The organism is Sporosarcina pasadenensis, from assembly GCF_047228845.1.
Classification (GTDB): Bacteria; Bacillota; Bacilli; order Bacillales_A; family Planococcaceae; genus Sporosarcina.
This window is the reverse complement of sequence record NZ_JBFEGM010000006.1, coordinates 15,158-28,449: the sequence shown is the minus strand read 5'-3', so window position 1 is coordinate 28,449 and position 13,292 is coordinate 15,158. Positions and strand designations below refer to the sequence as shown.

The following is a 13,292-nucleotide window of genomic DNA, read 5'->3' as shown; positions in this document are numbered from 1 at the left end:
AAGTTCAATCCTATCAAATTTTTAAGAATATTACAATATGATTTCAAAAAATAAAACCGCCACCCAGTTCCCCGGATGACGGTTTGGTGATTAGTGAGATTGCTCAATAATCAAATATTATTCAGAAACTCCCCACTTCCAAACTCTAGCGTTTTCTGAACCTGGTGCGATTGAGTAGTTAACAACACGTTTGTTAACACCGTGTAGGTAGTAACGGTATACAGTTGGAGCAACCGGAACTTCATCAGCCATCAACTCTTGCCATTGTTTGTAGATATCTTTACGGTAGTCAGCATCGAATGCTTTTTCAGATGTACCTGCTGCAAGAAGCTCGTCGTTTTTCTCGCTTGTGTAACGAGTGTAGTTGAACGCAGCATCTCTTCCGTATAGACCGGATGGATCTGGGTCAGAACCAGTTCCCCAAGCGCCTTGGTAGATGTCGATTTTCGGATCATCAGCTTCTACCATGTCGTAGAACGAGTTGAACTCGTGAAGACGTCCGTCAAGAAGTTGTACTTTAATTCCTACGTCTTCCCAGTTTTGGATGTAGAATTGTGCGATTGGCAATGCAATTTCTCCACCTGACATGGAAGCGAAGTTCAGAACGAATTCTTCACCTTTGTCGTTTTCACGGAAACCATCGCCATCAACATCTTTATATCCAGCTTCGTCAAGAAGTGCTTTCGCTTTTTCAGGATCGTAAGACGGTGTTTCAATGCTTGGGTCATGGAAGCTTGCGAATACAGGAATAATTAGAGTAGATGCAGGGAAACGAAGGCCGTTGTAAAGCTCTTTACCGATCGTTTCGTTATCCATTGCATACCACATAGCTTGACGAACAAGTTTGTTAGCCATTTTTGCGTTTGGATCAGTTACGTTTGTTTTCTTTTCTGCATCCCATTTACCAAGTTTGAACCCGATATATGTGTATGCATAGTCGATATCTGCAAGAAGCTCGATGTTATCGATTTCCTTCGCATTTAGGTATTGGTCTGTTGGGATTGAAGCGATATCCACTTCGCCTTTCTTAAGAACTTCAAGAATGGAAGCAGAGCTTACTGTTTTCAGGACCAAAGATTTAAGAGCAGGCTTGCCTCTCCAGTAATCTTCATTGCGCTCGTAAAGGACAGATTCACCAGGTACGATTTTTGCAACTTTGTAAGGACCGAAACCAATTGGGTTCGCACGGATTTTATCAGAAGAAACTAGTTCTTCCATAGTTACTTCACCAGTCATGATATCACCAACATGGTGTCTAGGCGTTGCATAACCCCAAATACCTGACATAAGCGATGGAGTCGCTTCTGTATACGTGATGGAGATTGTTTTATCGTCATCTGAAATTTTGATACCAGAGATTTCTGTTGTTTCGCCGTTGTGGTATGCAGGCATACCTTCAACGTTAGAGATCATGAACGTGTAACGAGTTCCTGTATAGTCAGGGTGACCAAGTAGTTGGTATGAGTAAAGAAGGTCACTAGCTTTGACAGGCTCGCCATCATGCCATTTAACACCGTCTCTGATTGTAATATCGATTGTTTTGTTATCATCTGAGATTTCAAATGTTGCCGCACCATCGTTAGTGATCAAGTAGTCACCATCAGTAGCAAATAGGTTTTCATCGAATTTAGAGATAACTTCGGCGTCATATGTGCCTGAATAGAACACACGGCTTAATGTACCTTCAAACGGAGTGTCTGTAACCATAGCGATTGTCATTTCTCCGTCTGCCACAGGCTCACCTTTGTTTGTTACTTCGAACGGGAAATCTAAACCAGCGCTTGGATCTTCTGCCGGCTCCTCTTCTTTCTTTTCCTCTGCTTTTTCTGTTTCTTTTCCAGTCTCAGCAGGTTTCTCACCAGACTCTTCTTTGTCTTTACCTGTACATGCAGCTAAAAATACGCTGAGAACAAGCAACAGACTCGCAAGTAGCATAAATTGCTTCTTTGCCAATTGTATTACCTCCCCTTTATTTTTTAGGCTAATCTTTGCCTTGCATCAGACGCGCGTTTGACCGCTTGCCCGACGTAATTTATACACAGCATCATTACTAGGATCAGCAATGCTGCAGGTAACCATGACCACCACTTATTCTTGACCGTATCGGGATTCGTCGCGTAAGAAATTAATGTTCCTAGCGAAGGAGTATTAGCGGGCAGACCGAACCCTAAGAAGGACAGCCCTGTCTCCAAACCGATATTATTCGCAAGCGTAAGTGTCATATTTACGATGACGAGCGAACTCAAGTTAGGGAACATCTCAAAGAACATGATCTTCCAACTTGGCGTCCCTAGCGTCTTGGAAGCGTTGATATAATCCCGCTCCCTTTCAGAAATTGCTCTCGACCGGATGAGCCTCGCTTTTCCGAACCAGAGGAAGATACTCATAATTAGGATGAATGTATATACATTGTAATTCGGTACAATCGTTACGAAAACGATGATGAACAGCAATGAAGGCAATACCATCAGGAATTCAAGGATACGCATCATAACATTGTCAACCAGGCCTCCGTAAAAGCCTGATATTAAGCCATATGTCAAGCCGAACAATCCGGCAATGATTGTTACGCAAATTCCGATTGTGAGCGAGTTGCGTGTTCCGATCATCAAATGTCCGAACACATCCCGTCCTCCATCATCCGTACCGAGCCAATGTTCAGCGGATGGCGGCTTCCATATGTTAAAGAAGTTCACTCGAGTCAATGCCGTTTGGTCAATAAATAACGGTGAAATATAAGCTGTCAGTACGATGATAGTCAGCAAAATCAATGATCCGAATGCAACTTTATCGTGCTTGATTTCACGCCAAATCGTTCGCATAAGCGAAGGATTATTCAGTTTTTCTTGTGCAATAAGTTTTTTTTCGTCAATTACTGGATTTGTCACTTGTTATCCCCCCTCTTCTTACTCTTCATCATTCAATTCGAATCCGCGGATCAACGATGCTCAGAATAATATCCGACAGCATTGTCCCGATAATAACGGCAGCGCCAAATAGCAAGACGAGAGCCGTAACAACGGTGAAATCACGCAATTGAATTGATTGAATGAAAAGTTGTCCGAGTCCCGGATAGCTGTAAATCCATTCTATGAAAACGGAACCAGTGATTAAGCCGGTAATTTCATATCCGAGGAATGCCGCAATCGGCAATAACGAGTTCCGCAATATGTGGCGTGTGTACACTTTCCCTTCCGGCACGCCTTTAGCACGGGCGGTTTTTACATAATCATTGAGCTTTTGATCGATGATGTCATTTCGCAAATATTGGATAGTCGAATACGTTTGAATGAGTGCTCCGGACATGACCGGCAAGAATAAATGCTTAGCCCTATCAACAACGTATTCCCATGTTCCCGCCTCAATCCGAATATTCACGCTGTTACCAGTAGGGAACCAGCCCAATATGAAGGAGAACAGGAACAGCATCAACAAGGCAAAAACAAATAATGGCGTCGCAAATGCGAAGTAGTTATACGTAACGATCAATTTATCCACCCATGTATCCGTCCAACGTCCGGCGATAATGCCGAGCGGAATCGAAATTAAGTAGATGACAATGAGCGTGAAGAGTGATAATAGTACGGTATTTTCAATACGTCCTGCCAATAGATTCGTAACTTTCTGCTTGTGCATATAAGACATTCCGAAATCGCCCTGCACCGCTTTACCGATCCATCGTCCATACTGCTGGTACCAAGGATCATTCAATCCGTATTTCTCGCGGATTTTCTCTATCTGTTCAGGCGTCGCGTCAGGATTCCCTTGGAACGCCCCCGTCACCGCATCACCAGGCATCGCTTTTGCAAGCATAAAGATGATGAGACTGAGGAGGATGAGTTGCGGAATCATGAGCAATGTCCTACGTAAAATGAATTTCAACATTTACATCATCCCCCTTATTGCACGGCTACGGAATGCGTCTCCGATATCTTTTTCAAATCGAACATCCGCCCATCTTTGTCAAAGTAGTTATTGTATTCAGTTTGGTATTCCTGATTGATTGCCTGACGCAAATGCATCTTCTCAAAACGCTTTTCAGGGTTCATCTCCGGAATCGCGGCAATCAACCTTTTCGTATAGACGTGCTGCGGGTTACTGTAGATTTCGGATGCTGTCCCTTCCTCTACAAAACGGCCGCGGTACATGATGCCGATCCTATCGCACATATGCTGGATGATGCCAAGGTCATGCGAGATGAATAGATATGTCAAGTTGAACTCCTCTTGGATTTCCTGCATGAAGTTCAATACTTGCGCTTGAACGGATACGTCCAATGCCGACACCGGCTCATCCGCGATGATCAACTTCGGTTTCAAAGCGAGCGCACGAGCGATTCCGATCCGCTGGCGTTGTCCTCCCGAGAATTGGTGTGGATATTTATAGATGGATTCAGGACTTAATCCGACACGCGCTACCAACTCTTGCACTCTCAGCAACTCTTCTTTTGGAGATAGTCTTTCAAAGTTACGAAGTGGCTCAGCTATGATGTTTAGGACGTTTTTCCTACCGTTCAACGATGAATACGGATCCTGGAAAATCATCTGGATATCTTTCGTATATTTGCGTCTATCGTACTTGCTGAGCTTGGCGAGATCCTTTCCTTCGAAAAGCATCTCCCCAGTCGTCACTTTATTTAAACCGATAATCGCCCGTCCGGAAGTCGTTTTGCCACATCCCGACTCTCCGACTAGGCCGTACGTTTCACCTGGCTGCAATTCGAAACTGATGCCGTCCACAGCTCTGACGTGATCTACGACTCTACGGAAAAAACCGCCCCTGATAGGGTAATGCACTTTTAAATCATTAACTTTTAGTAGCGACATATTCTTTCTCTCCTACTCTGTCCTCCGGAAAATAGAACGTTTTGTAGCATGAGCATCGGACAAAATGGTTCGGTGTCGCTTCATGCATCTCCGGCATCTCCTCATGGTCCTCTTCAGGAATCCATTCGATCCGCGGTGCGAAACGGCACCCTTTGCGGTCGAGGTTCTGAATGGATGGAACGATTCCCTCAATGACATGCAACTTCTCTTTCGCTTCCATATTGGAAGGAATCGAGTTCAATAAAGATCTTGTATATGGATGCAAAGGGTTCTCGAACAGCTCTTTTACATCCGCTATTTCAACGACTTCACCTGCATACATGACGACGACGCGGTCGGCCATCTCTGCAACGACCCCGAGGTCATGCGTAATCAGGATGATGCCCGTCTTCATCTGGTTTTGCAGCTCTTTCATCAAATCCATGATCTGTGCTTGAATCGTAACGTCCAAAGCAGTCGTAGGCTCATCCGCGAGAAGAAGTACCGGATCGCATGCAAGTGCGATTGCGATGACGACACGTTGTCTCATCCCACCAGATAATTCATGCGGATATTGCTCATAGACGCGTTGTTCGTTCTTAATGCCCACTCGTCGAAGAAGTTCCAATGTACGCTTTTTCTTTTCACTTGCGGACAATTTCATATGGTAATCCATCGGCTCTTCAATCTGTCTACCGATTGTCGCGAGCGGATTTAAAGCTGTCATCGGGTCTTGGAAAATCATTCCGATGTCCTTTCCTCTCACTTTATCTAGACGTGAACGTGATAGCGTCAGTAGATTCTGCCCATTAAAGTTCACTTGTCCCTCAAGTTTTGTGTTTTTCAGGTTATGCAAGCCCATGACAGATAGAGCTAATGCACTTTTACCGCAACCCGATTCACCGACGATTGCAACGACCTCGTTTTCGTAGACTGTAAAGGAAACTCCATCTACCGCAGCATAATAGTCACCTTTAATACTGAATGACGTACGAAGATCTTTAATTTCCAACACCGGGTTTTTCAACAGAACTTCCTCCTAACTAACTGACACTTGTTCAAATAACTAATATTCTGATTTCGTTTAAAGTTATTGAACTCAATATACTACACAACGATAGTCCTGACAATACTGTTTTTTTAGAATATCATAATCTTGCATTATTTCTAATATGACAAATATGTTACAAACATTGCTAATTAAGCGTTTTTAACGGAAAAATTTCTTAAAAGTTTTTTTCGTCCCTTTGTCCCATTCAATAAAAAAAACAGGCAGAAAAGCCATTGCCGTTCGACAATGACTATTTCTCCTGTCCTAATATTATTCATTTCAAGTCTTCAATTTGACGAGCTGGCGGCTGAGGATGCGGCAACTGCGGCGACTGTTGCTGCCATCACCGCCTGTTGGGCCCGCAAAATCATTTCGACAGACGCCGCCAGACTGACACTAACCTGATCGGCTCTTTCCGTCATCTGATGCATCGCATGGCCGGCGGCGACTGACAGGGCCATTTCCCTGTTCCACTTGAAGCGCTTCGATTGCTCCAATTGCCTCGTAAGTCGAATGATTTCTTGGATTTCCCCGTCACCGACTTTGAAAACCGTCAGGAATCCAATCATCGGATAATGAACAGGTTTCGCTTTTGTATCATCCCGAAGCATTCCGTATATTTTCCAAGCCCTTTTGACGAGTTGCGGCTGAAAAGTGATATCTATGTACGTCATGACTTGTGACAACCATTGGAGTTCATTGCCCGCCCGGAACCCCTCTTTGCGCAGTGCATCGTAATACGCACGCATCGCCTTGGCGTGTTCCTCGGGGTTCTCCCCCTGTTTACCGAGCAGCATGGCGTATGCGTAGTCATCGTCCGATGTAAGGAAGTAATGCTGTTTTTTCATTGCATCATATAACCTTTTCGCCTGGTCCGCTTCTTCCTGATATTGAGAGGCATCATCGTTCATGAGCAGTGCCGCAAGATAGGAATGAATCGTGTTCCGGAAACCGGCTTGCTTCAATACACGCTGCTTCACCAGAAGACGATCAGCTTCCTCATCGACCGAATCGTCGGACTGCGTGAGGAAAGCCGCCATCATAGGCAATAAATGTCCACGCAATGGTGAAAACCAGCCCGCCCGCTCTTTTAAGGCGGCCATAGCGCGGCTGAAGTCGACGGCGTTGAATTCTTTCGCCGCCGTCACATAATACGAAGTGATCGTCAACACAACGTTCTTGTCGACGCTCCAGCCTGCTAAAGATTTCACTTTGTCATATGTCGTTTCTACTTCGTCCCTGATCATATCCAAATGCATGCCGTACAACTCCTTTGCTATTTGTACGTCATAGCCTCCTGAAAAGTTTCAATATAAATTGACTATTTTATCTTTCCTCACTCCGGACTGTATCAATTCACAGATTCCCTCCAGCTCATTTCGGTGAAGGGCTTCGACAATCGCGCTTCCGACGATGACACCTTCCGTATGATTGCCCATTTCCTTCACTTGTTCTCGCGTTGAGATGCCGAATCCTGCCAATACCGGCACATTACTGATCTGCTTAACACGTTGGAGATGGGAAAAGAGTTCCTCGCTAAAATCATTCCGTTTTCCTGTAATTCCATTAACGGTCACCGCATATAAAAATCCTTCGGCGCTCTCTGCTATCTTTACAATCCGTTCATCTGGGCTTGTCAACGACACGAGGGGGATCCACGCAATATCCTTCCCTTTCAGTTCTTCACGAAACGGCCCGCTCTCCTCAAGAGGCAAATCCGGAATAATCAACCCACCAATTCCCGCTTTACTGCACGCTTCGACAAATTGTGGCATACCAAACGCCAAGACTGGATTCAAATACGTCATGACAACTAAAGGAACCGCCACTTCCCCCTTGCATCGCTCAAGTTCCTCCAATACTTTCCGGAGAGTTACACCTTCTGCAAGTGCCCGAGCTCCCGCCTGTTGGATTGCCTCCCCATCGGCCACCGGGTCAGAAAACGGAATGCCTACTTCAATCGCCGTCACGCCGGCCTCTTGCAAAAAGAGGAGCTTCTCCTTCAATGTCGCTAAGCCTCCGTCGCCCGCCAATATATATGGCACAAACGCCTTTTCGCCATCAGCAATACATGTTCGAATTCTTTTCTCCAACGTTTTCATTCCACCCCACCTCCAAGCGCTTCACGAACCGTTTGCATATCTTTATCTCCTCGTCCCGACAAACAGACGACGATAATTTCATCCTCGCACATTCCTTTTGCCAGCCCCATTGCAAAATGGATTGCATGGGCACTCTCGAGAGCAGGGATGATTCCTTCCGTCCTCGACAAAACTTGTAACCCTTCCAAAGCTTCCGCATCCGTCACAGCCGTATACTTCACTCTGCCAATGTCATGCAAATGGCAATGCTCAGGTCCTACCGCCGGGTAATCGAGTCCTGCGGAAATCGAATGCGCTTCCTGGATAAAACCGTTTTCGTCCTGCAGCACATACATATACGCCCCATGTAGGACGCCTTCCTTCCCGTCTGCAATTGCAGCCGCATGAAGCCCTGTCGCAATGCCGCTTCCTGCCGCTTCCACACCGTATAGCGCAACTCCCTCATCTTCGACAAACGGGTGAAACATGCCGATCGCATTGCTACCGCCTCCAATGCACGCAACGACCGCGTCCGGCAAGCGGCCTTCCTTCTCGATAATTTGCCGCCTCGTCTCCACGCCGATCACTCGCTGGAAATCGCGCACGATTTCCGGGAATGGATGCGGACCAAGGGCCGAACCTAATATATAATGCGTATCCTCAACATTCGCGACCCAATAACGTAATGCTTCGTTGACGGCATCCTTCAACGTGCCCGACCCTTTGTCGACCGACACGACCTTCGCTCCGAGCAGCTCCATCCGGAACACGTTCAACTCTTGCCTCCTGATGTCCTCTTTGCCCATGAAGACGATACATTCCAACCCGAATAATGCACAAGCCGTCGCAGTCGCCACACCGTGCTGACCGGCACCCGTTTCCGCCACGATCTTCCGTTTGCCCATCCGCATCGCAAGCAGCGCCTGCCCGAGCGAATTATTGATTTTATGGGCACCCGTATGATTCAAATCTTCCCGCTTCAAGAAGATTTTTGCGCCTCCGACTTTCTCCGTCAAACGCTTCGCAAAATAAAGCGGGTTCTCCCTGCCGACAAAATCCCGCAAATAATGATTTAATTCCTCGGAAAATGTCGAATCGGTCTTCGCCTCCCGATACGCCTTCTCCAATTCGATCAATGCAGTCATCAACGTCTCCGGCACATACTGCCCGCCGAACTTCCCATATCGTCCTTTTCTCATCTCTGTCGCCATCTCAGCTCTCCTCCTCTTTCACCGCACGAATAAACTCGCGAATCAACGTCTCATCTTTTCTACGATCGATCTCCACGCCGCTCGACACATCCACCATGAATGGACGCACTTGCCGGATGGCCTCCTTGACGTTCTGCACATGAAGCCCACCCGCCAAAATGAGCTGATCTCTCGGAACATCTCTATTTAATAAGCCCCAGTCAAACACCTTCCCGCTTCCTCCGCTGAATTCTACGCCCGGCGTATCGAATAAGACATACTCCGTCTGGTAGCCATGCACCTTTTCCACATCTTCACTACCGTGTACTGATAACACTTTAATAGAAGGAAGTCCGACTTTTTCAATGAACGTGGACGACTCCCCGCCGTGATATTGAATATAATCGAGCGGCACCTCCCGGAAAGCATGCTCCAATTCTTCCCGATCCGCATTGACAAAAACTCCGATCTTCATGACGTGTTCCGGTACGAATTGCGCCAGCTCCTTCGCTTCCGCAATCGCGACACGGCGTCTGCTCGGTGCAAATACGAATCCGACCGCATCCGCCCCCGCTTCCACCGCAGCTTGCACATGCTTCGGCTCCATCAACCCACAAATCTTCACTTTCGTCATAGTGGAACACCCGCCTTCGGAACTTGAAGCGAACGGAGCGAGTCTTCAACGGAAGAGCTCCGCATAAGCGACTCGCCAACCAATATTGCGCTCGCCCCCGCAGCCGCCGCCCGTTTTGCATCACCTGCATCCATAATTCCGCTTTCGCTGATGAACAGACGGTTTTCATTAAAAGGAAAATGCTTTGCCATTTCTTCGGTCCTTGCGATATCCACATCGAAGGTTCGTAGATCACGGTTATTGACGCCAATCATTTTTGCATCGATCGCTAACGCACGGTCCATTTCCTTTGCATCATGGACTTCCACGAGCACTTCGAGCCCTTTTTCCGTCGCATAGTTATGAAGCCTCTGCAACGTCGCATCGTCAAGCGCCGCCACAATGAGCAAGATAACGGATGCACCCGCTTGTTTTGCACGGTCGATCTGCACTTCATGAATGATGAAATCCTTGCAGAGCAACGGTGTGCAGACAGCTTCAGCTACCGCGGCCAAGTCGTCAAAGGAACCTTTAAAAAAGGTGGAATCCGTCAATACCGAGATGCAGGCCGCTCCAGCTTGCTCATACGCCTTTGCCTGTGCAACAGGATCCGTACTCCCAGAGATCATTCCCTTCGAAGGAGAAGCGCGTTTCATTTCCGAAATAACTTCCAATCGATGTGACTCCCGTAAAATTTCAAAAAGAGAAGGCCGTTTCGACATTGTTTCACATGAAACGATACGTTCCTCCATCAGTAGCTGTTTCACTTCAAGCCGTTTCGTCTGTAAGATCTTTTCTAATATTGTCATCTCACCATCGCCTCCTGCCCAATCTGTTCACTGAACTCGACGACCGCCTCTAGTTTTTGAAGCGCATTCCCCGACAGGATGCTATCGGTCGCTCGATCAATCCCTTCCTGTATTGAACCCGCCATACCGTTCGCAAACAAACCTAGACCAGCATTGAACACGACCGTGTCAAAACGCGGACCTCGTTCGCCTTGCAACACGGAGCGGATCATCTCAGCATTTTCCTCCGGTGACCCGCCGCGGATTGCAGATAGAGGAGCATATGAAAGACCAACGTCTTCTGCGGTCAAAGTGAACGGAATCATGTCGCCTTTATCCATGAGGACGAATGAATTCTGGCCGGCGAGCGAGGCTTCATCCATTCCGCCAGCTCCCGACACGACAATCGCTCGATCCCTTCCGAGCATCCGCATGACGGACGCATATTCCATCAGAAAATCGGGCCGGTTAATTCCTGCGAACTGGGTTGCTAGCGGAATCGGGTTCGTCAACGGTCCGACGAGGTTGAAAATCGTCGGCTTTCCAATTTTTCGCCGTGCCTCCCCAATCTTTTTCATTTTCGGATGGACGATGGGCGCGAATAAAAACGCAATCCCTTCCTCCTCAAGCATCCTGCTCATATCGTCCGGCGTAAAACTTGAATGGATGCCAAGAACGTCAAGCACATCATGGCTCCCCGCGGCGCTGGAAATCTTACGGTTGCCATGCTTCGCCACTTTCACTCCAGCCCCTGCCAATACGAAAGCCGACGTCGTGCTAATATTGAACGAGTTCGAACCATCTCCGCCCGTCCCACAATTGTCCAAATAACGGTCGGCCGGGACGTCCAGCTTTACTGCATGCGACGTCATAACGGAAGCGAGTGCTGCCACTTCTCTCGTCGTTTCCCCTTTCTCAGATAAGGCAATGAGAAAATCCTCGATGTCTTCAACGTCTACTACATCCGAAAACATCCGATTTGCCGCATCCTCCATCTCTTCATACTGCAAGTGTTGCTTCCTCTCTACTACTCTCGTATAGTTCTTCATTGCTCATCTCTCCTCTTCTAGTCTCTTCTTTTATTTCAAAGCCTCTAGTAAAGACCGGGCTTTGTTCACTGTCTCCTTATATTCCAATGCCGGCACGGAATCCTTCACAATTCCTGCTCCCGCTTGGACGGTCGCTATGTGGTCCTTCACCATCATCGTCCGAATTGTCAGCGCAAAATCGATATTGCCATTCAATCCGATATAACCGATCGCTCCTCCATACAACCCGCGCGGCCCATCTTCCAGCTTTGAAATGATATCCATTGCAATCTTTTTCGGCGACCCCGTCACCGTTCCCGCCGGCAATGTCACCTTCAAAGCATCGAGTGCATGTAATTCATCCGCTAGTGTCCCTTCCACTTCCGAAACGAGATGCATGACATGCTCGTATCTCACGGTTTCCATATATTTTGATACACGGACGGAGGACGGCTCACAGACCATTCCCATCTCCTCTTGGCTTACTTCAACTAACATGTCATGCTCCGACAGTTCTTTCGGATCGTTTCGCAGTTCTTTTTCCAACGCCTGATCCTCTTCCTCGTCTGGTCCCCTTCTCCGCGTTCCTGCTATCGGATTTGTTATGACCGTGCCGTCTGTCACCTTGACGAGACTTTCGGGAGAGGCACCAATGACGGTATGATCGCCGAACTCCATATAGTACATGTAAGGCGACGGATTCTTTTTGCGCAGCTTGCGGTACAGCGCCAACGGATCACCATCAATATCCGCTTCTAGCTTTCTAGAGAGGACAACTTGCTCAACCTCTCCTTTTTCAATGAAATGCTGTGCTTGCCTGATCCGTTCTTGAAATTCTTGTTGTGATACCGCACATCGATAATCGGAAACCGACACCCCCCTCTCCTCTTCGGCTGGCCCTTTTGTTATGAGCTCCGCCAATGCCTCCAAGTCAGGCATCTCGTATTCCGGGTGGATTTCCGTGTGCAGCAGAATCACTTCGTTCTGGAGGTGATCAAAGATGATGACCGTGTCGTAAATATTGAAATACACATCATGCTTTTCATTGGAATGAACAGCCAATTCCCCCGCGGCCCCATATCCGACATACCCGACTGCGCCTCCCATGAATGGATAATTTCCATGCTCGGCAATCCGAGGCATCAACCTTTTGAGGAGCGTGAATAAATCCCCTTCATGCACATACGATTTCCCCGTCGCATACACAAACTCTTCCAACCGGCCATTCCGTCCACGATATGCCTTCACGGGATCCACCCCGATGAACGAATACCGCCCTGAACGCCCATGTTGCGAGGAGCTTTCCAACAAAAACCGGTGGCGCCCTTGCAACCGCCTGAAAATCAGGATTGGCGTCAACGAATCCCCTTCAATCTTCTTCTCCGTAATACGCAAACTCGTCTTTTCCATCTCAGCTCACCTCTTCTTTTCGCTTCTGTTAGGTTATCGATAAAAACAAAAAAGCCCTCTGCAAAAGGACATAAAAGTCCAGTTGCAGAGGACGGATTACCCGCGTTGCCACCTCTATTTGAAGCAAAAAGCTTCCACTCGGCGCGCCTAAAAAAGGCACTTCCCGTAACGTGGGAAAGACGTCCATCCGGAAATCTCCAGACAGCTCTCATAAGTCCATTCACATCGACCGCGAATCAGTTTTCACCACCCACTGACTCTCTAACATCGCGTATTCGATGCTACTCCTCTTATTCAACAATTTCTCAGCTATGCTCTTCTCATCT

The 13,292-nt window shown here is 47.4% G+C and carries 12 protein-coding genes and 1 other annotated feature; all 12 genes read right to left on the bottom strand.

The genetic code is table 11. The features are described 5' to 3' along the window. Positions 1–117: 117 nt before the first annotated feature. Complete coding sequence (gene opp4A / locus AB1K89_RS09515) at positions 118–1,953, bottom strand: oligopeptide ABC transporter substrate-binding protein (RefSeq protein WP_413054541.1); 1,836 nt, start codon at positions 1,951–1,953, stop codon at positions 118–120. Positions 1,954–1,976: 23 nt separating this feature from the next. Continuing rightward, positions 1,977–2,822, bottom strand: a complete 846-nt coding sequence (locus AB1K89_RS09510) for an ABC transporter permease (RefSeq protein WP_413054725.1) — start codon at positions 2,820–2,822, stop codon at positions 1,977–1,979. A gap of 94 nt (positions 2,823–2,916) precedes the next feature. Beyond that, positions 2,917–3,885 carry an oligopeptide ABC transporter permease gene (gene opp4B, locus AB1K89_RS09505; RefSeq protein WP_413054540.1) on the bottom strand — a complete coding sequence of 323 codons (969 nt, stop codon included), beginning with the start codon at positions 3,883–3,885 and terminating at the stop codon, positions 2,917–2,919. A gap of 14 nt (positions 3,886–3,899) precedes the next feature. Beyond that, positions 3,900–4,826 (bottom strand): ABC transporter ATP-binding protein, encoded by a 927-nt coding sequence (locus AB1K89_RS09500; RefSeq protein ID WP_413054539.1) that lies wholly within the window; start codon positions 4,824–4,826, stop codon positions 3,900–3,902. Beyond that, positions 4,807–5,835, bottom strand: a complete 1,029-nt coding sequence (locus AB1K89_RS09495) for an ABC transporter ATP-binding protein (RefSeq protein WP_413054724.1) — start codon at positions 5,833–5,835, stop codon at positions 4,807–4,809. The genes AB1K89_RS09500 and AB1K89_RS09495 overlap by 20 nt, the downstream gene beginning before the upstream one ends. A 308-nt stretch (positions 5,836–6,143) precedes the next feature. Continuing rightward, positions 6,144–7,115, bottom strand: a complete 972-nt coding sequence (locus AB1K89_RS09490; protein WP_413054538.1) for a DUF4003 family protein — start codon at positions 7,113–7,115, stop codon at positions 6,144–6,146. A gap of 48 nt (positions 7,116–7,163) precedes the next feature. Next, positions 7,164–7,958, bottom strand: a complete 795-nt coding sequence (trpA, locus tag AB1K89_RS09485; RefSeq protein WP_413054537.1) for a tryptophan synthase subunit alpha — start codon at positions 7,956–7,958, stop codon at positions 7,164–7,166. Further along, a complete protein-coding gene (trpB, locus tag AB1K89_RS09480) occupies positions 7,955–9,148 on the bottom strand; it encodes a tryptophan synthase subunit beta (protein WP_413054536.1) in 1,194 nt (397 codons plus the stop codon). The genes trpA and trpB overlap by 4 nt, the downstream gene beginning before the upstream one ends. Position 9,149: 1 nt before the next feature. Further along, positions 9,150–9,761 (bottom strand): phosphoribosylanthranilate isomerase, encoded by a 612-nt coding sequence (locus AB1K89_RS09475; protein WP_413054535.1) that lies wholly within the window; start codon positions 9,759–9,761, stop codon positions 9,150–9,152. Further along, a complete protein-coding gene (trpC, locus tag AB1K89_RS09470) occupies positions 9,758–10,549 on the bottom strand; it encodes an indole-3-glycerol phosphate synthase TrpC (RefSeq protein ID WP_413054534.1) in 792 nt (263 codons plus the stop codon). The genes AB1K89_RS09475 and trpC overlap by 4 nt, the downstream gene beginning before the upstream one ends. Further along, positions 10,546–11,577, bottom strand: a complete 1,032-nt coding sequence (gene trpD / locus AB1K89_RS09465; protein WP_413054533.1) for an anthranilate phosphoribosyltransferase — start codon at positions 11,575–11,577, stop codon at positions 10,546–10,548. The genes trpC and trpD overlap by 4 nt, the downstream gene beginning before the upstream one ends. Before the next feature lie 30 nt (positions 11,578–11,607). After that, positions 11,608–12,966, bottom strand: a complete 1,359-nt coding sequence (locus tag AB1K89_RS09460) for an anthranilate synthase component I family protein (protein WP_413054532.1) — start codon at positions 12,964–12,966, stop codon at positions 11,608–11,610. Between the two features lie 84 nt (positions 12,967–13,050). Further along, positions 13,051–13,273, bottom strand: a binding site (T-box leader). Positions 13,274–13,292: the final 19 nt, after the last annotated feature.

What these genes read in the sequence shown, in the direction of transcription:
- trpC (WP_413054534.1), bottom strand. Translation starts at nt 10,549, where the DNA reads ATGACAATATTAGAAAAGATCTTACAGACGAAACGGCTTGAAGTGAAA.
- trpA (WP_413054537.1), bottom strand. Translation starts at nt 7,958, where the DNA reads ATGAAAACGTTGGAGAAAAGAATTCGAACATGTATTGCTGATGGCGAA.
- AB1K89_RS09475 (WP_413054535.1), bottom strand. Translation starts at nt 9,761, where the DNA reads ATGACGAAAGTGAAGATTTGTGGGTTGATGGAGCCGAAGCATGTGCAA.
- trpD (WP_413054533.1), bottom strand. Translation starts at nt 11,577, where the DNA reads ATGAAGAACTATACGAGAGTAGTAGAGAGGAAGCAACACTTGCAGTAT.
- AB1K89_RS09460 (WP_413054532.1), bottom strand. Translation starts at nt 12,966, where the DNA reads ATGGAAAAGACGAGTTTGCGTATTACGGAGAAGAAGATTGAAGGGGAT.
- AB1K89_RS09500 (WP_413054539.1), bottom strand. Translation starts at nt 4,826, where the DNA reads ATGTCGCTACTAAAAGTTAATGATTTAAAAGTGCATTACCCTATCAGG.
- AB1K89_RS09510 (WP_413054725.1), bottom strand. Translation starts at nt 2,822, where the DNA reads ATGCGAACGATTTGGCGTGAAATCAAGCACGATAAAGTTGCATTCGGA.
- opp4B (WP_413054540.1), bottom strand. Translation starts at nt 3,885, where the DNA reads ATGTTGAAATTCATTTTACGTAGGACATTGCTCATGATTCCGCAACTC.
- trpB (WP_413054536.1), bottom strand. Translation starts at nt 9,148, where the DNA reads ATGGCGACAGAGATGAGAAAAGGACGATATGGGAAGTTCGGCGGGCAG.
- AB1K89_RS09490 (WP_413054538.1), bottom strand. Translation starts at nt 7,115, where the DNA reads ATGCATTTGGATATGATCAGGGACGAAGTAGAAACGACATATGACAAA.